Below are 16,365 nucleotides of genomic sequence, written 5' to 3'. Positions count from 1 at the left end.
TAACGCCAAGTCGTTAGAGGATGGAAGATTGATAAATTTACCACTTTGCGCTATGTCTTATTTAGTATTAATTGTAACTATATTTTAGTTCCAGTACAAAACCCTGACTGTGTGCCAGGGTTATAGATCATGAAGGTTTTATCTATCATTTTTATCAAAAAAGCTTATCTACTAAGCATTTATAACTAGTAAAGATTCTAATTCATTGATATCTGTGACAACTTTACGTAATTGCTCACTGAAATATATAACTTCATAATTAGGTGCTAGTTCTTTTTGCAGCTGTTTCCACAAACTAATACCTTCTTGTTCAAAAGCTGCTTCTTCTTCTGGACTCAAATCTGGTGAATTAGCTGGATCTTGCCAATTTAACCGTGCATCATAAATATCTGCCCATTTTTCCAAACGGCTGATAGTTTCTTCATTTAATGGCATAGTTTCTGGATCAATATCTCCAGCTTTATCAGAACTAGCCCACCATAATGGGTAGCATCCATAATCAGCCATGAGTTTGATTTTGATGGTCATAGCTATGCTGTTGAAAAATTTTTGATGCGTAGAGGTAGGGGTTTAGCAATGCTAAACCTTTACTCAAAATTATTTCTTATGTTTGGGTATTGCTTGCAGTAATTCAGACATAGATGCAAGCAGTACCTTCACAAACCAAGCCATTGCAATAATCACTGCTACGGACACACCTCCATAGGTGAGTACAGGTATTAACTCTCCTGCATTTGGTTGTATGGAACTATTTGTAGAATTAGCAGCTATCAGCCAATTTTCCACTTTTTCTGGGGTGTCCAGCGTATTTTGAACAATGATACTAGATGACTGATCTTTAACAGTCGGAAGTTGTGGCTGGAAAATTCCAGTCTTATTGGCAGGTTTTTGGATCATAATGATGGGTGAACTTTTTTTATTGCATTACCCTGGCTTCTGAACAAAGCTAGGGAATTTTTTTGTGTATTGTCGGACAAGTCGTTGAGATTAGGTTGATTGATGCTGCATTACATCTAATAGGGCAGTCTTTTCGGGACTAAGTATACCTAATTCGACTAAATAGCGTAATTTGCGATCGCCTCTTGTCCCACCAGTTCGACAAATATAAGTTCTAAAAAACACAGGATTGGCTGCTGGGGCAGATTCGGGAAAAGATGCACTCTGGCGTTTACGTTCCAGTTCTTGAACCATAATAAAGTCCTGTTGCTGACTAACAGACTAAGACTATACGCCAAGTTGATGTAAGATACAAACTTACTATGATTGTACAATCTCAACAGCAATTCTCATTTTGAAAAAATAAACTTGTCCACTGCAAAATCTCTCTAAAACTTTCTTTCCTTCGTGTCCTTCGTTTCTTCGTGGTTCCTTTATTTCATGTCTTGGACTCAATAAAAAAATAAACTTACACATTTGGTATGCTACCTCTAAATAAGAGGTAAAGACTAAGACTATACGCCAAGTAGTTGTAGTATGGAAGATTGCTAAATTTACCACTTTGTAATATTTTATATAAAATGTAACATTTTTGTATTTAATGTCCATAAAAACTGAGTCCTGCTTTCATGAACAAAATCAATCGGGAATTTAATTAATGCGTAGAGACTCAATTTTTTATAAACTCTTCCAACAATATCCATCTGTCTTATTTCAACTATTAGAAAATCCACCCCAAAATGCAGAATTATATAAATTTGATTCTGTGGCAGTGAAAGAACCTAAATTTGAAATTGACGGCGTGTTTTTACCTCCAGAAAATGAACCCAAAGGAACAGTTTACTTTAGTGAAGTTCAATTTCAAAAAGATGAACAACTGTATGAGAGATTATTTGCCGAAGCTCACTTATACTTCTACCGTAACCGTGATAGATTTAGTGACTGGCAAGCAGTTATAATATATCCATCTCGGAATATAGAACAAAGTGATATTTCTCCCCATCGTTCTTTGCTTAATGGCGATCAAGTGCATAGAATATATTTAGATGAGTTGGGAGATATTCAACAATTACCTGTATGGGTAGGATTAATGGTACTGACGACTTTAAAAGAAAGTCAAGCACCAGCAGCAGCTAGGTATTTATTAACAAAAAGTAATCAAGAATCATCACCCAATGAGATGATTTTAGAAATGATTACGACAATCATGATGTACAGGTTTGAAAATCTGACTTTGCGGGAGGTTCAAGTCATGTTAGGAATTTCATTAGAAAGAAGTCGCGCTTATCAAGAAATTAAACAAGAAGGAAGACAAGAAGGACTCAAAGAGAGTGCTTTAAATTTAGTTATGCGACAGTTAAATAGACGTTTAGGAAAGTTACCGGAGGAAGAAAACAATAATATTACTCAGTTATCTTTGAGCAATTTAGAAAATCTTGGAGAAGCGTTGTTAGACTTTACCAGTTTACAAGATTTACAAAGTTGGTTAAGTCAAGTCCAAGATTAATTGATTACTGTTTACTGTTCAGATCCCCGCATTTTCAACATCACTCAATGATTGATGGTATATTGTTAGAAGTCGGGGATCTCAAAAGTAGTAGAGGTAAAATAAATTTTTAAACTATTTTAAAACAACCTTTGAAATTTTATTCAATTACTAAAATATCAATTATCAGCTTAAAAAAATCTTGTTATATCTTTTAAAGTAATTAAAGCCAAATCACAAAAAATTGACAGTAAAAATAATGTCTTTAGCACCTTGGAGAAGTTTAATTACTCGTGCTTTACATAAAAACCGCAGTTTGGTTTATTCCCGCTATGTACAACTTGCAACGGTGCGAGAAAATGGTTTACCTGCAAACCGCACTGTAGTATTTCGTGGTTTTCTGGAAGATACCAATCAGCTAAAATTTATTACAGATATTCGTAGTGAAAAAGCTGAACAAATACAGCAACAATCTTGGGGGGAAGTTTGCTGGTATTTCCCTAAAACTAGAGAACAATTTCGTATTGCTGGACAATTAATTTTAATTACTGCCAATTCTCATCCACATTTACAAGCAGCGAGAATCAAAATGTGGCAAGAATTAAGTGATGCAGCTAGATTACAATTTGCTTGGCCTGATCCGGGTGAGATGAGAGTAATAACTCCAGAAGCGTTTACACCACCAGCACCAGATCCTATTCAACCAGTAGAAACTTTTTGTTTGTTATTGCTTGAACCTGCACAAGTAGACCATTTGGAATTGCGAGGAGAACCACAAAATAGAACTTTTTATCAACTTGATGAAAATGAAAATTGGTATTGCCAAGAAACTAATCCTTAAACATTAAGGAAGGATTTCCACAATTGTACCTTTCTGCACTAATTGATATATCTCATCTACATCTTGATTTTTTAAAGAAGGACAGCCTAAAGTCCAATTTTTGCGGATATCAATCATTTCATCTCTACCCGCAGGTACACCATGAATACCAACTTCACCACCAATAGGAATATACCAAGCTAATTCACCATTAATTTTAGCTTGAAAATGTTTTCGCCAAGATTGAGGATGAGGATAATTCAACCACATAAATTTTGACCATTGGGGGTGCGGATAAAGGTCTTGAATTTGTAAAATTCCTTCTGGTGTTTTTTTGTCACCTTCTCTTTGTTTATCACCTGTGGGGTTAGCACCAAAAACCACTGGATAGGATTTGATGGGACTGAGGTTATAATAAAGCGTTAATCTGTGTTGGGATTTCTCAATTAAAATAGAGATTTTCTGTTTATTGATAGGTTTTGTAATTAATTTTTTTATTGGTTGGTCATAATTTAATAATTCATCTCCAATTATAGGTTTATGTATTTTTTGTTCTAATTTGCAATTGTAAATACATAAAATATCAGGAATTTCTGTAACTGGAAATATTAAACCTACTCGTATTAGCAACCAATAAAATACAGAACTAGCTACAAAAAACAAGGGAATACTTAATATTATTCCATGTTGTTTGACATTTTTTGTTAGTGCTTCTGTATTGATGATTGGCATATTTTTTAACTATCCAAAAATCAAAAATCTAAATTAAATTAATGAATGAATGGGCGGGAAAACCCAAATCTACTTTTTTAAATTCCCGCACCATCAAAAAATTCTTGGATATTTTTATCTCTAATATTACAAAAGTTGTGTTCTTTTGGTAATTCATTCTCTTGAATAAAGTTACCTGCTAAAACTGGAGTTTTTGCCGGAGTTTGGAGAGATTGAATTTGTTCTTCAAGTGCTTCAATGCGGTCAACTAAGGTGCGAATTACTTGAGCTTCTGAATCTGGTAAGTTGTTGTGTTCTAGAGGGGAAACTCGAACTCCAGCACGATAGATAATGCGACCTGGTACGCCTACAACTGTGCAACTAGAAGGGACATCTCTCAAAACAACTGAACCAGCACCAATGCGGACATTATTCCCAATTTCGATATTTCCTAAAACTTTCGCACCAGCACCAACAACGACATTTTCGCCTAATGTGGGGTGGCGTTTGCCGCTTTCTTTACCAGTACCCCCAAGGGTGACACCTTGATAAATTAAGGCATAGTCACCGATGATGGCTGTTTCACCAATGACAACTCCCATTCCGTGGTCAATAAATACGCCTTGACCAATTACAGCCCCTGGGTGAATTTCAATGCCGGTTAAGAATCGAGCTATGTGAGAAATCAGCCGTGGGAAAAAGGGAATACCAATACTACGCAGCGAATGAGCTAACCGATGGAAGATTAAGGCTTGCAAACCCGGATAGCAAAACAGGACTTCCAACCAATTCCGGGCTGCGGGGTCGCGTTCAAAAATAATGCGAAAATCGGCACTTAGTGTAGATAGCACGAGATAGTACCCTTGGAGAGCAAGACAAGCTACTCTCCCATATTATCGTTACTTGGTCATTGGGGACTTCTAGGAAATAAATTATCCAATCTTGTGGGATGGGCTTCTAGCCCGTCCGGTTTTAAGGGCAGACAAGACTTGTACTGAGCTTGTCGAAGTATGCCTACCCCACAAGAATTAATTGAATATTTTTTATTTGGAAGTCCCTTGATGATTGATGATTGGGGACTGGGGACTGGGGACTGGGGACTGGGTAGTAATTGATAATTACGAATTACGAATTACGAATTACGAATTATTGTTCTACCGTCAAAGTGTAGTTATGCTTGAATCCGCGATTAAATGTACCTACCCAAACGCGATATTTGCCACGTTTCCATTTGCTGCCAATCACACTAGCATCTTTGCTTCTACCTGTATCATCACCACAACGAATTGTTTCGTCGTCTGGACCTTGGATAAATAGAGTGGTGTCATGGCCACTCTTAACTAGTATTTTCAGTTGATCGAAATCTTTTTCTAAGACGAGGATGTGATCAGGATTGGGATCACCAAAGCCGATGCAAATATTTTTATCGCGATCGCGGTTGCTCATGGCAGATAATGAATACGATCCGCCTGTATAACCAGTCACAGTTCCTTGTCCTGGTTCAAAACCTGGTAACAACTTCACAGTTCCAAAATTTGCTGTCTCTGCGGCTACAGGTGTAGCTATCATGGCGATAATTGTAGCTAACAGCCAGCCACCTCGAAAGTGAAGCCAGAAGCGACGATCTCTCATGTTAGCTCTCCCAGATGTTGATTTTTGTGACTATCTATACTAATTTTATGTAAAAAAAGAGCCAATTGCTAGTGCTTGTGTCACATTTCCAGGTGACACAGATAGCACTTTTAGCGATTAAGCTGCAAGAACACGCCACCTTTGAGAGTTCCTGGCTGACTACCATAACTACTGACTGTAAGCGATCGCAGATTATCAAAGAGTGGTTTTCCTAACACTTCCACAAATTTGAGAATTGGTAGCTGACTTTCAAGAATGTTTTTACTCTTTTTCCAGTCAATATATATGTATCCTTGGTTGGATTGGGGGAAGGTAGCAATACTATTTTGAAAATTGCGATCATCAACAAGAGAATTTTCTTGATGTGTAAGAATTTTCTCCATCGTTGCTAGGTCTGAGGTAAAAATTTCATAATTATCAATGTTTGTATGCACTCCTCCAATTTTGGCTTCGACGTTGACGGCTGTTTTGTCTTCAGTAGTAGCGGTTAACTCTGTCCACGCGGAGACTTTTTGCTTGTTGAGAATAAGAGAACTAACATTAAAACCATTGTTGATAGCGATGTTATCTAACCTAGCTATACCTGTTTCTAATTGCGGCGTTTTTTCCACCACAAACATCCAATTTGCTTGATTGGCTAAAAGTGGGTTATCTTCAGTTAGGGATGCGATCGCATATTCTCCTGTCACCCAACTAAAAATATCCTTACTCAAGTTGAGATTCCAGCGTTTTTGGAAATCCACCAAAGGTTTAACCCAGCGAGAAATAGCTTGTTCCTCAGAACCGTAGATTGTTGCTGTTCCTTGTTTCCACAGTTTTGCTAAATCGCTTGCACCTAAATTACTTAAATTCACCCCACCAACAGCCAAACCTGCCGATTCGGGAATATAGTGCAATGCACCCACAGGTTTAGACAATAATAGAGATGGAGGAGCAACTTTTGTAGTTGCTAAAAATGTGCTTTCCGCCAGCAATCCTTGGGGATTTAATACTAAAGAAACAATTTGGCTATCATAGATTGATTCTACTAATTCCCATCCTTGCCACTTAGCAACTATGGGCAGATTCAAAAAAGCTACAGCTACAGCATCTTTAGGCAACTCTTGAACAGCTTTTTGATATTCAGGAGAATCACTCAAATTCAATTGCGGTGCTTGGACATTATTAATCGCTTCTCGTAAAACCTTAGCATCATTAGCAAACAAAACAAAATTATCAACAACCGCACCAGCTAAACGATTTTGAATTTTTTCAGGTGTTATTACTTCTGGGGTATCAGAAAGCAACTTCACACCTTTGTATTGTTCAACCGCCAAATTTGCTCCAGCTAAAGCCCGTTTGGAGAATAATAACTCTACAAACTCACGGCTTTTTTCTGGCTTTTCAGTGGAAAGCGCCATCAGATACCCTGGTTGCAGTCCGTTTTCTGGGTCGCGGTCTATATCTTCACTAGTAACAGCTAGTGTAATTTCATTACTTAGCCAAGGTTTGATATCATCTTGGAAATCTATATTACTTTTTGCCAATAAACTGTTTTTGAGCTTAGAAATGTCCCCTTTTTGCTCTATTGCTTGCAAACGGTCGGGATTTATTAATAATGACACCATCACAGGTGACATTTTTGACACAAATATAGCAGCCCCAGGTTCAGATTTAGGAACACTGAGGTTGAATGGACTTTTACCAAAAAACCAATAAAAGCCAGCAATACCAATTAGTAGCAAGACGATGACACCAGCTACCAGGAAACCATAAAATGAGCGTTGACTGTTCACTAAACCTATTTTCCAGCTTTTCTGTCACCATGAATAGTATAGGATCGTTTAGAAAAACTACATGACAGGTACATCTTTTGTTCAACCCTTTGCCTCAATTAGCGTAGAAGAACTAGCACAACGTCTTGCAGCAGGTGATTCTAGTTTGCAGCTAATGGATGTGCGCGAACCCCAAGAAGTTGAAATAGCAAGCCTGGAAGGGTTTGTCAACCTGCCCCTGAGTGAATTTGCCGAATGGGGTGAGCAAGTCCCCACCCGCTTTGATCCCCATGCAGAAACCCTTGTCCTGTGTCATCATGGTGTGCGCTCTGCTCAGATGTGTCAATGGTTAGTTGCTCAAGGATTTACAAATGTTAAAAATATTACGGGTGGTATTTCTGCTTATTCGATATTAGTTGATTCTTCAGTTCCTCAGTATTAACATTGGTAGACAGGGGGCAGGAGGCAGAAGTTTAGTATTTTTAACTTGATTTGTCCTCCTCAATTCCATTCCCTGTCTATCAAATAAATAAATCAGTATCGAAAAATACAGCATTGCTTAGAAGCTTATGAAAGAATACAGAAAAAGATGAAAATCTCATCTTAAACGCAGCTTTTGGTGCTATGGTCAAGCTGTATCAGGTAATACGCTGTGATGATGAATTAAGGGTAACTTTTGCGTTAATCACCATCATACGAGTATATAATTTGCTATCTTAATTAAATAATTATTAACCTTTTTTTGCTTTGCGGTTATAGCCACAATATTTTTTCAACCTTTGATTAAAATTTGCCTTCAGTAAAATATCACCTATGCAAGTTCAGCTGACAAATCGACAACAGCATATACTTTGGGCAACTGTACGCCACTACATTGCTACGGCAGAGCCTGTTGGCTCTAAAGCTCTAATTGAGGAGTTTGACCTTGGTGTTAGTTCTGCAACTATTCGCAATGTCATGGGTGTTTTAGAAAAATCTGGTTTACTTTACCAACCACATACTTCAGCGGGGAGGATACCTTCTGATTCTGGTTATCGCACTTATGTTGATCAACTAATTACACCTTCTTTCCGAGATGGTACACGAACAGAAGCTTTAACTAAAGAGGTAGAAGCCGCATTACAACAACGTCTACATTGGGAAGATTGGAGTTTGGAAGCTCTATTGCAAGGTGCTGCACAAATTTTAGCAACTTTGAGTGGCTGCATTACTTTGATTACTATGCCACAACCGACTACTGCACAGTTACGACATTTGCAATTAGTGCAGATTGAACCTGGTACAATTATGCTGATTGTGGTGACAGATGGTTATGAGACGCATTCTAAGGTGATGGATTTATTCACAGCGTCGTCAGAAACTAAACCTGATCCTGAGGTAATTGATCATGAGTTGCAAATTGTATCCAATTTTCTAAATAGTCACTTACGAGGCCGCAGTTTGTTGGAGTTAGCTAAACTTGACTGGAGTGAATTAGACCAAGAGTTTCAACGCTATGGTGAATTCTTGAAAAATTCAATTGCAGAGTTGACACGTCGCACTCTAGCACCAGCTGCAACACAAATTATGGTGCGGGGGGTAGGGGAAGTTTTGCGTCAGCCAGAATTTTCCCAATTACAGCAAGTACAAACTATCATCCATCTTTTGGAAGAAGAACAAGAACAGTTGTGGCGTTTAATCTGTGAGGAACCAGAAACTGAGGAAACTGGTAAATCAAGGGTAACAGTTCGTATTGGTGCAGAAAACCCACTAGAACCAATTCGTGGTTGTACTTTAATTTCTTCTACCTATCGTCGGGGTTCTATACCGGTAGGGAGTGTGGGAGTTTTGGGACCAACTCGTTTAGACTATGAAAGTGCGATCGCAGTTGTAGCCGCAGCAGCAGATTATCTCTCAGAAGCTTTTAGTTAAATTGCCTAAATCATGTTGAGAAAAATTGCCTTTGGTTTGTTATGGCTAGGATTTATTTCCTATGCCTTTTTCTTTGCTCCTCCTGATAATTTCCCAGAGAGTTTAGAATTAATTAAAAATCTGTCTACAGGTAATTGGCAAGGTATTAATCCTATAATAATTGCCTTATTTAATATCATGGGTATTTGGCCTTTAATCTATAGTGCCGTATTATTTATAGATGGTAGAGGGCAAAAAATACCAGCTTGGCCGTTTGCTACAGCTTCCTTTGCAGTTGGTGCATTTGCACTTTTACCATATTTAGCTTTAAGAGAACCAAATCAAGAGTTTATAGGCAAAAAAAATTTATTTCTGAAAATCTTCGATTCGCGTATAACTGGCATTTTATTAACATTAGGTGCTGGTGTTTTAGTTGCTTATGGTTTCCAAGGAGATTGGGCTAATTTTTTACAACAATGGCAAACTAGCCGTTTTATTCATGTAATGAGTTTAGACTTTTGTATGTTGAGTCTATTATTTCCGGCCTTATTAGGAGATGATATGACACGACGTGGTTGGAAAGATAATCAATTATTTTGGTTATTTGCTTTAATTCCTCTATTTGGGGCGTTGATTTATTTATGTGTGCGGCCACCTCTAAAAGCAGTAGATGGGTAAAAGAGAATACAACAAAAATTATTTACACCTACAACTTGATAAAATTTTGTGATTCAAAAACGATAGATACATTCAATTGCATTTAAAATCTACAAACTAGGAAAATTAAAAATATGCCAGATTCTATAAAAGTCGAAATTAATCAAAATGAATCGTTTCTCCCCAAAAAATTTTTTAACGAACAATGGCAGCTTTATCAAAAAGTGTTAAATAAGAATTACATGGGACACCACGAAATTTATGTTGTGCTACATGAATTACTACTTAACTACTTTCAAAAACCTTTTACTATGCTTGATATTGGGTGTGGTGATGCTAGTTTCACCTCTCAAGCTTTACTAAATACCCAAATTGCTGAATATACAGGTATAGATTTATCAAATCCGGCACTTAAAGGGGCTGAAAAGAATCTAGCCGTAACTAAATGTAAAACAAATTTTATTAAAGGAGATTGCTGGGAATTAACTTCTGAATTAGCGAAAAATAAAGAGAATAAATTTAATGTGATTTTAATATCTTTTGCTCTCCATCATCTGCAAATTGAGGAAAAAGATAATTTAATTAAGCAGGTTAAAAAACTCCTAATACCAGGTGGTATTTTTATTCTCATTGATATTGTGCGTAAAGAAGAAGAAAGCAGAGACAACTATGTGAAACGTTATTTAGAAAATGTAGAAAAATATTGGTCTTTATTAACTCCTCAAGAATATTCAATGGTAGAAAATCATATGTCATCTAGCGATTTTCCTGAAACTCAACAAACCTTACAAACAATTTCTGAAAAATACGGTTTTAGTGATTTTAAATGCGTTTATCGTGATTCTTTAGATACTACACAAATGTTGTCTTTTTACCAATAAAACCTTTTAATGTCATGACTCACACTCCCTTTTTGTGACAAAATGACGATAACGAAACATCGCTTCTAACTGCACCTGTACCAACCAACCACTGACAAATTCCACAGCATCACCACCAGGTAGAGAAAAAGAAATATTATCAGTTAACCTAGTCTTCCCATTTTCCTCTGCAAACTCATGACGATGTACCCAAGACTCAAAAGGGCCAGATATCTGTTTATCAGTAAACAGTTTATATTTTTCAAATTCAGTGTGACGCGCTAACCAAGTCAAAGGTAAAAGCCCAACAAACAAGCGAAATTCAGTAATTGCACCTTCGTCTATTCCCCCTTCACGACGAATTACTTGAACTGGTTGCCAAGGTGGGGTTAGTAATTGTAAGATGTCTGATCTTTCATGAAATTTCCAAACTACTTCTACTGGTGCGTTAATAATTGAGGAATGTTTAAAATGCAGCATGGAAAGAAAAACCTAAAAATTAGCCTTCGTATTCACTATCAATTTCAATATCTAGTGTATCTTCATCAATCCTGACATACAAAACATTAGGACGACAGCAAACCTGACAATCTTCTATATAACTTTGTTGCATTCCGGCACTAAAATCAATAAAAGTTAAATTTGGTTCACCACAATAAGCACAATAAAACTCTGATGTGTTTTGCATCTCTAGATATTATCTCAATTTTATAACTCTGCGTACCTTTGCGTTAACCTCTGCGTTTATTTCACTTCCAACCCAGAGCGAAAATGACCCATAGCTTCACTCAAATGCTTTTGTAGTGTAGACTGAGGTAGAGGCCCTTGCAAGTGACTCCAAGGTAAAATCTGATCAGTTGACCAATTAGCGTGGACGTAAAAATCTAAATCGGGAATTTGCCCCTTGAGTTGCTTAAAAGCACGTTTATAACTACCCAAAGAGTCGCCAAAGTCACGAGTTAATTCTAGCAGATGGGAAATTCTGCGATCGCCCCTCGATAACAAAGCCTGTATAATTGACCAATTATAGCTTTCTGGACGAAACTCTATCCCTTGGGGTTTTAGGTGTTTTTGTAAAAACTGTAACCGTTTCTCCGCTTGCTTATTAACCCCAAACCATTGAAAAGGCGTGTGTGATTTGGGTACAAAGGTGCTACAACCCAGGGTTAACCGCAAACCAGGTGCAGCTTTTTTAACAGCCTTCATCATTGATACCGTTTCTTCTAAATCTTCCTCTTCTTCCCCAGGAATTCCTGCCATTCCGTATAACTTCAAACTTGATAAACCCCCAGCTTTAGCATTTATAGCCGCTTGAATAATTTCATCGTTATATAACTTTTTATTGATGATTTGACGTAATTTGTCAGAACCACTTTCTATAGCAATGGTAAGCGATCGCGTATCTCGTTTAGCTAAAGTTTGAGCTAATTTTACCGTTACCGTATTTGTTCTTACCGAAGCAACACTCAACCGCACATCATCATATTTTGGCTGACTAATATAATCTAATAACTCAGTAAATTCAGGATGTTGAGTAACTGAAGCACCCAATAAACCCAGACGTTTAGTAACTGTTAAACCTCGTTCAATAGCAGGAATTAAAGAACCTTCTAAACTCGCAGTTCTAAAAGGTAATGTTAAATAACTCGCTAAACAAAAGCGGCACATTTCTGGACAACTCCGCACCACTTCCACCATGAAAATATTTTCCCATGCAGCTTTTTCTGTAACCACAGTAGAAGCAGAGAGAGTATTTCCTCGGTAAGTTTGCTTTTGAATAACTTCGGGAATTTCCGTCGAAATAGGATTGATTGATTTTATTTCTCCATCTTTCGTTTCATATTCCACTGTATACAAACTAGGAATATAAATTCCTGGTACTTGCGCTAATTTGTTTAATTGAGTTTCTCTATCAGCATTTCTAACTTCTTTATAAGAATCAATAAAATTCCCTAACAGATTTTCTCCGTCTCCCAATAAAATTACATCAAAAAATTCAGCAAAAGGTTCTGGGTTAGCTGTGAGAACTGGTCCACCCCCAAAAACTAGGGGATGTTGTTTATTACGCAAACTAGCCCGCAGGGGGATTCCTAAAGATTCTAATAAATTAAAAATATTCACATAATCTAACTCCCAAGACATAGAAAAGCCTAGTATTTCTGGTTGTCTAGGAAGTTGTTCTTGAATATCGGTAAATAAGCGACTTACCTGCAAATCATCACGCATGGCTAGAGTTGCCCACACTACCTGATAGCCAAGGCTAGTAATCCCCACCGTGTACTCATTGGGAAAAGCGAAAATCAGCGGTATAGCGTCAGTATTGGGGTTTGCGGGGGTGAATAGAAGGCGTTCAGAGTCAAATACAGATGATGTCACAGGTTTATCAAAAAAGTTATCTATATTTAATTTTAAGCCAGAGAATAATAAAATTGAAAAATAAAGTTATACCATTAGCCATAATAATGGGTACAGCACCAAGAATAATCCCATAGATTAACCACAGAAATAAACCTGTCATAAAAGTAATCAGCATCACGAAAGAAACGTCTTTAGCTGATTTTGTTTTCCAGGTTTGAAACATTTGCGGTAAAAAGGCGATAGTTGTTAATAAACCTGCGGCAAATCCTAAAAGGGTGATAAAATCCATATTTAATGGGTTTTGATAAAAAGTATCATATCATAATATAGCAACAAATCCATTAGCACTAATTGATATTATATGAAATTTTAGAAACGTTTCATAAAACGTCTCTAAATGGATGAATGCTGTTACTTATTATCCTTTTTTTTTAGATGATCTTTAGCCCAAGCATAGCGTTTTGAATCTTTTTTCAAGAGATATTCTGCTGCTTCATGTCGTTTATGCTCATCTTTTGTACTTTTGATTATTCGTTTTCTTTCAGCATCTATATCTTCAGTTTCAGCACCATGTTGTATTGCTTGCTCAAACCAATAATCACCTTCTTCATACTCATATTTATCATAAGAAATAGCACCCATTAAGGTGTAAGGTTGATGACTATCAGGCTGATACTCAATAGCTTTCCTCGCACAATTTTCTGCATCAACTAAGTTACTCATATCTCTGAAAGCTGCACCTCTAGTAACTGAAATGGCTGATTTATTATCACCATCTCTAATTTTACTTAAATCTAAATTAGTAATTTTTAAAGCCTGAACAGGTTCATGGGCTTTACGCCAATAACTACTAGCCTTTGGAATAAGCCTTTTGTTTCCAGTACGTTGAATTTCTTGTTATAAAAACTCAGCTTCTAGTCTGTAGTATGCAAGAGCAATCTTTCCACCACTAGATAAAAGTTCCTCATCCATAAGCTGAAAAACCAACACAGGCTCTAGCCGTTCTTTTTTCTCTAATTTGACCATAATTGTATAAAATGGCTCTAAAGAAAGTAAAGGATCTATCAATCCATACTTTCTTTTTAGTGCTGCAAAGTGCTTTTGTTTAGCCAAATTGATAACATCTTCATGTCCATTATTTTCCAACCATTCAATTTCTGAATCATTTAAAAACTCTCCTAATTCTGCTTTGTGTTTTAAACTATCAGCATATTTTTTATTAGCGATTACTAATGTATCTGTCAATTGATGTTTTTGCAGAAATTCTAAATCATCCTTACCTAACTTATTCTCTAATTCAAGTTTTTTGAGAATAAAATATAAATCACTAGAAACTGAGAAATCTGTATATTTTTCTGCTTTATATTTTCCTTTCAATGCGGTAAATTCTTTTTTTAGTTCAAGTTCTTTAGCAATCTCAATTGTTTCCGTTAGTCCTCGATTTTCCAACCAATCTTCATCAAAATAATTTAGCTTTTTATTTTCCTCCAGTTTTTGCAGTATTTCATATAATTTGCTAGAGGGGGATATATCAGGGTGGTTAGTAGCTTTGTACTTTTCTTTTAACTGAATAAATTTCCCTTGTTTTTTTAACTCTTCTTGTCTTTTTAACTCTTCTTGTCTTTTTAACTCTTCTTGTCTCTCTAACTCTTGTTGTTCAAATATCTCTATAGTTTCAAACAATTCGTGATCTATCAACCATTCATATTCAGAATCATCCAGCCGTTTAGCTATGTCTAATTTTTTGAGTATTTCATAGAGTATATTATTGGGAAATGAATGTTGATATTTCTTAGCTTGATATTTCTGTTTTAGAACAGCAAAATTTTTTATATCTTGAGCTATTTCGACTACCTGAAATAGATTATCCCTCTTCTGTCACTTTCCGGAATAAGCAAGTAGTAAAGAAGCTAAATCATCCAGAAGTATAACAGGGTTTAAATTGATTCATTGCGGCAATTAAATGATTGAATCCCAGTAACAAATGTGAATTATGGAAAATACTTAACCAGGGATAAATTAGCCAAAATAGTAAAAGTGGTTGGATAATGAGACGCAGATTATTTAAAGTATTCTTCCATCCAGATTCATGGTTCCATTGTGGATGATTAGAAAAATCCACATCACTATTTTCTTTTGCCTTAGTCTCAAGTTGACCAGATTGATTTAAGCCTAAGAAGACTGGAGAATTTAAGCTAATCATAGTATAAACACTAAAAATAATCTCCCACCATCTCTCAATATGTTGGAAATTAGTGAAACGGTAATCTGTCCAGCCTAGTTCCTGTTTACACTGTCGAAACCCATATTCAACCCAAGTTCTTAATCCATATAAGTCACCTAAAGTCTTGTTCAAATTCCCTTGAAGATTTGTCATGACGAAAGAAGTAGAATTATCTGGCATGGTTTCTGGGTCAGTAGTTATTTCCCAGTAAGTTATGGTTCTTTTTTTACCATAAATTATTTCTCGGATATATCTAGCCTCTGATTTTTGATTGCTAAATGTTCTCTCAAATTTACACCACTTATTCGCCCTAAAGCTTTGTCCTACGGGTAACCAGACTCCATGATTACTTCTAATTGCTACCACATAGGCTAAGTTATATTCATCCAATTTTCTAATAAATTGGCTACTTTCACCATATAAACTATCTGCCAGTACCAGTTCGATATTAAAACCCTCTTCAATTAACTCTGTAATTATTTCTGACGATAACTCTATTTTAGTTTTATATTTATCTCCTTCTTTTAGCGTCCCTTTTGGTTTGAATACTTTTACACTTAATGGAAAAGTTATATTAGAGTAAACTCCATAAGCATTGACTGAAACTATTCCATTATCAACTTTTCCTACACTTCCTAAATATTGTCTCGCTACATAATCAGTCTTTTTACCTTTTTTTCTATCTCCGGTTTCATCTATTACTACTGTAATCGCCTGACCCTTCAATGCTTGCTTAACTTTATTTAATCTTCGTTGTTTTAATTCATCTACTGACCAATCTGAATTAGCTAGGAAATGATGTAATGACTGGGCTGAGTTTATACTTACTACCTTCGCTATCTCTGGTAATGACTTCCTTTTTATCGTTGATATGATTCCCAAGTGTAAATATTTGAAGCACTCATAATTTCTTACTTCCTTAAATAAGTCTTTATACTCTGTACAATATTCATCTATGATGGCAACTGTTGGGTGAGCATCTCTTGCTAAATGTTTCAGGATTTGTAACTCTATATCCATTGCCCCACTTACCTTTC

General features: G+C 36.3%; 20 protein-coding genes. 6 read left to right on the top strand and 14 right to left on the bottom strand.

The genetic code is table 11. From position 1 onward, the window contains the following. Positions 1 to 171 precede the first annotated feature (171 nt). From ACSQ6I_RS05090 to ACSQ6I_RS05080, 3 genes are all read right to left on the bottom strand, one after another. Positions 172 to 528 carry a hypothetical protein gene (locus ACSQ6I_RS05090; RefSeq protein ID WP_438889278.1) on the bottom strand — a complete coding sequence of 119 codons (357 nt, stop codon included), beginning with the start codon at positions 526 to 528 and terminating at the stop codon, positions 172 to 174. 69 nt (positions 529 to 597) lie between these two features. Beyond that, positions 598 to 897, bottom strand: coding sequence for a hypothetical protein (locus ACSQ6I_RS05085; RefSeq protein WP_438889277.1), 300 nt, complete (start codon positions 895 to 897; stop codon positions 598 to 600). Between the two features lie 90 nt (positions 898 to 987). Next, positions 988 to 1,191, bottom strand: a complete 204-nt coding sequence (locus ACSQ6I_RS05080) for a hypothetical protein (protein ID WP_438889276.1) — start codon at positions 1,189 to 1,191, stop codon at positions 988 to 990. 403 nt (positions 1,192 to 1,594) lie between these two features. On the opposite strand from ACSQ6I_RS05080, the gene ACSQ6I_RS05075 reads away from it, so the two are divergent. Together ACSQ6I_RS05075 and ACSQ6I_RS05070 are read left to right on the top strand one after the other, a co-directional pair. After that, complete coding sequence (locus ACSQ6I_RS05075; protein WP_438889275.1) at positions 1,595 to 2,443, top strand: Rpn family recombination-promoting nuclease/putative transposase; 849 nt, start codon at positions 1,595 to 1,597, stop codon at positions 2,441 to 2,443. A 238-nt stretch (positions 2,444 to 2,681) separates the two neighbouring features. Next, positions 2,682 to 3,263: an Npun_F5749 family FMN-dependent PPOX-type flavoprotein gene (locus tag ACSQ6I_RS05070; RefSeq protein ID WP_438889274.1), complete on the top strand. Its 582-nt coding sequence runs from the start codon at positions 2,682 to 2,684 to the stop codon at positions 3,261 to 3,263. Positions 3,264 to 3,266: 3 nt separating this feature from the next. On the opposite strand, the gene ACSQ6I_RS05065 is transcribed toward ACSQ6I_RS05070, so the two are convergent. From ACSQ6I_RS05065 to ACSQ6I_RS05050, 4 genes are all read right to left on the bottom strand, one after another. Beyond that, positions 3,267 to 3,974, bottom strand: a complete 708-nt coding sequence (locus ACSQ6I_RS05065) for a L,D-transpeptidase family protein (protein WP_438889273.1) — start codon at positions 3,972 to 3,974, stop codon at positions 3,267 to 3,269. Between the two features lie 77 nt (positions 3,975 to 4,051). Then, positions 4,052 to 4,804, bottom strand: a complete 753-nt coding sequence (gene cysE / locus ACSQ6I_RS05060; RefSeq protein ID WP_438889272.1) for a serine O-acetyltransferase — start codon at positions 4,802 to 4,804, stop codon at positions 4,052 to 4,054. A gap of 295 nt (positions 4,805 to 5,099) precedes the next feature. After that, positions 5,100 to 5,585, bottom strand: a complete 486-nt coding sequence (locus ACSQ6I_RS05055; protein WP_438889271.1) for a hypothetical protein — start codon at positions 5,583 to 5,585, stop codon at positions 5,100 to 5,102. Positions 5,586 to 5,695: 110 nt separating this feature from the next. After that, the gene (locus tag ACSQ6I_RS05050) at positions 5,696 to 7,360 is read right to left on the bottom strand and encodes a DUF3352 domain-containing protein (protein WP_438889270.1); all 1,665 of its coding nucleotides are present in this window, start codon (positions 7,358 to 7,360) and stop codon (positions 5,696 to 5,698) included. 61 nt (positions 7,361 to 7,421) lie between these two features. On the opposite strand from ACSQ6I_RS05050, the gene ACSQ6I_RS05045 reads away from it, so the two are divergent. The 4 genes from ACSQ6I_RS05045 (at position 7,422) to ACSQ6I_RS05030 (ending at position 10,767) form a co-directional block, all read left to right on the top strand. After that, on the top strand, positions 7,422 to 7,781 hold the full coding sequence (locus ACSQ6I_RS05045) for a rhodanese-like domain-containing protein (protein WP_438889269.1): 360 nt from the start codon (positions 7,422 to 7,424) through the stop codon (positions 7,779 to 7,781). Positions 7,782 to 8,152: 371 nt separating this feature from the next. Then, the gene (hrcA, locus tag ACSQ6I_RS05040) at positions 8,153 to 9,250 is read left to right on the top strand and encodes a heat-inducible transcriptional repressor HrcA (RefSeq protein WP_438889268.1); all 1,098 of its coding nucleotides are present in this window, start codon (positions 8,153 to 8,155) and stop codon (positions 9,248 to 9,250) included. A gap of 12 nt (positions 9,251 to 9,262) precedes the next feature. Further along, a complete protein-coding gene (locus ACSQ6I_RS05035) occupies positions 9,263 to 9,907 on the top strand; it encodes a DUF2834 domain-containing protein (RefSeq protein WP_438889267.1) in 645 nt (214 codons plus the stop codon). Between the two features lie 113 nt (positions 9,908 to 10,020). Next, positions 10,021 to 10,767, top strand: coding sequence for a class I SAM-dependent methyltransferase (locus ACSQ6I_RS05030; protein ID WP_438889265.1), 747 nt, complete (start codon positions 10,021 to 10,023; stop codon positions 10,765 to 10,767). A 12-nt stretch (positions 10,768 to 10,779) separates the two neighbouring features. Here the strand turns inward: ACSQ6I_RS05030 and ACSQ6I_RS05025 are convergent, their stop codons facing one another. The 7 genes from ACSQ6I_RS05025 to ACSQ6I_RS04995 all read right to left on the bottom strand — a co-directional run bounded on the left by ACSQ6I_RS05025 (position 10,780) and on the right by ACSQ6I_RS04995 (position 16,348). Then, a complete protein-coding gene (locus ACSQ6I_RS05025) occupies positions 10,780 to 11,226 on the bottom strand; it encodes an SRPBCC family protein (RefSeq protein ID WP_438889263.1) in 447 nt (148 codons plus the stop codon). Between the two features lie 19 nt (positions 11,227 to 11,245). Then, on the bottom strand, positions 11,246 to 11,434 hold the full coding sequence (locus ACSQ6I_RS05020) for a CPXCG motif-containing cysteine-rich protein (RefSeq protein ID WP_015212398.1): 189 nt from the start codon (positions 11,432 to 11,434) through the stop codon (positions 11,246 to 11,248). 56 nt (positions 11,435 to 11,490) lie between these two features. Continuing rightward, the gene (locus ACSQ6I_RS05015) at positions 11,491 to 13,122 is read right to left on the bottom strand and encodes a B12-binding domain-containing radical SAM protein (RefSeq protein ID WP_438889262.1); all 1,632 of its coding nucleotides are present in this window, start codon (positions 13,120 to 13,122) and stop codon (positions 11,491 to 11,493) included. 16 nt (positions 13,123 to 13,138) lie between these two features. Next, positions 13,139 to 13,393, bottom strand: a complete 255-nt coding sequence (locus tag ACSQ6I_RS05010; RefSeq protein ID WP_438889261.1) for a SemiSWEET transporter — start codon at positions 13,391 to 13,393, stop codon at positions 13,139 to 13,141. 122 nt (positions 13,394 to 13,515) lie between these two features. Further along, positions 13,516 to 13,827: a hypothetical protein gene (locus tag ACSQ6I_RS05005; protein ID WP_438889260.1), complete on the bottom strand. Its 312-nt coding sequence runs from the start codon at positions 13,825 to 13,827 to the stop codon at positions 13,516 to 13,518. Positions 13,828 to 14,001: 174 nt separating this feature from the next. Further along, on the bottom strand, positions 14,002 to 14,787 hold the full coding sequence (locus ACSQ6I_RS05000; RefSeq protein WP_438889259.1) for a hypothetical protein: 786 nt from the start codon (positions 14,785 to 14,787) through the stop codon (positions 14,002 to 14,004). Between the two features lie 232 nt (positions 14,788 to 15,019). After that, complete coding sequence (locus tag ACSQ6I_RS04995) at positions 15,020 to 16,348, bottom strand: IS701 family transposase (protein ID WP_438889258.1); 1,329 nt, start codon at positions 16,346 to 16,348, stop codon at positions 15,020 to 15,022. Between the last annotated feature and the right edge of the window lie 17 nt (positions 16,349 to 16,365).

It is taken from the genome of Anabaena sp. WFMT (genome assembly GCF_051781005.1).
Classification (GTDB): Bacteria; Cyanobacteriota; Cyanobacteriia; order Cyanobacteriales; family Nostocaceae; genus Anabaena.
The sequence above is the reverse complement of the archived record's forward strand: the minus strand, read 5'-3'. Positions and strand labels throughout refer to the sequence as shown.

What these genes read in the sequence shown, in the direction of transcription:
- ACSQ6I_RS05090 (WP_438889278.1), bottom strand. Translation starts at nt 528, where the DNA reads ATGACCATCAAAATCAAACTCATGGCTGATTATGGATGCTACCCATTA.
- ACSQ6I_RS05085 (WP_438889277.1), bottom strand. Translation starts at nt 897, where the DNA reads ATGATCCAAAAACCTGCCAATAAGACTGGAATTTTCCAGCCACAACTT.
- ACSQ6I_RS05080 (WP_438889276.1), bottom strand. Translation starts at nt 1,191, where the DNA reads ATGGTTCAAGAACTGGAACGTAAACGCCAGAGTGCATCTTTTCCCGAA.
- ACSQ6I_RS05075 (WP_438889275.1), top strand. Translation starts at nt 1,595, where the DNA reads ATGCGTAGAGACTCAATTTTTTATAAACTCTTCCAACAATATCCATCT.
- ACSQ6I_RS05070 (WP_438889274.1), top strand. Translation starts at nt 2,682, where the DNA reads ATGTCTTTAGCACCTTGGAGAAGTTTAATTACTCGTGCTTTACATAAA.
- ACSQ6I_RS05065 (WP_438889273.1), bottom strand. Translation starts at nt 3,974, where the DNA reads ATGCCAATCATCAATACAGAAGCACTAACAAAAAATGTCAAACAACAT.
- ACSQ6I_RS05055 (WP_438889271.1), bottom strand. Translation starts at nt 5,585, where the DNA reads ATGAGAGATCGTCGCTTCTGGCTTCACTTTCGAGGTGGCTGGCTGTTA.
- ACSQ6I_RS05045 (WP_438889269.1), top strand. Translation starts at nt 7,422, where the DNA reads ATGACAGGTACATCTTTTGTTCAACCCTTTGCCTCAATTAGCGTAGAA.
- hrcA (WP_438889268.1), top strand. Translation starts at nt 8,153, where the DNA reads ATGCAAGTTCAGCTGACAAATCGACAACAGCATATACTTTGGGCAACT.
- ACSQ6I_RS05035 (WP_438889267.1), top strand. Translation starts at nt 9,263, where the DNA reads ATGTTGAGAAAAATTGCCTTTGGTTTGTTATGGCTAGGATTTATTTCC.
- ACSQ6I_RS05030 (WP_438889265.1), top strand. Translation starts at nt 10,021, where the DNA reads ATGCCAGATTCTATAAAAGTCGAAATTAATCAAAATGAATCGTTTCTC.
- ACSQ6I_RS05025 (WP_438889263.1), bottom strand. Translation starts at nt 11,226, where the DNA reads ATGCTGCATTTTAAACATTCCTCAATTATTAACGCACCAGTAGAAGTA.
- ACSQ6I_RS05020 (WP_015212398.1), bottom strand. Translation starts at nt 11,434, where the DNA reads ATGCAAAACACATCAGAGTTTTATTGTGCTTATTGTGGTGAACCAAAT.
- ACSQ6I_RS05010 (WP_438889261.1), bottom strand. Translation starts at nt 13,393, where the DNA reads ATGGATTTTATCACCCTTTTAGGATTTGCCGCAGGTTTATTAACAACT.
- ACSQ6I_RS05005 (WP_438889260.1), bottom strand. Translation starts at nt 13,827, where the DNA reads ATGAGTAACTTAGTTGATGCAGAAAATTGTGCGAGGAAAGCTATTGAG.
- ACSQ6I_RS04995 (WP_438889258.1), bottom strand. Translation starts at nt 16,348, where the DNA reads ATGGATATAGAGTTACAAATCCTGAAACATTTAGCAAGAGATGCTCAC.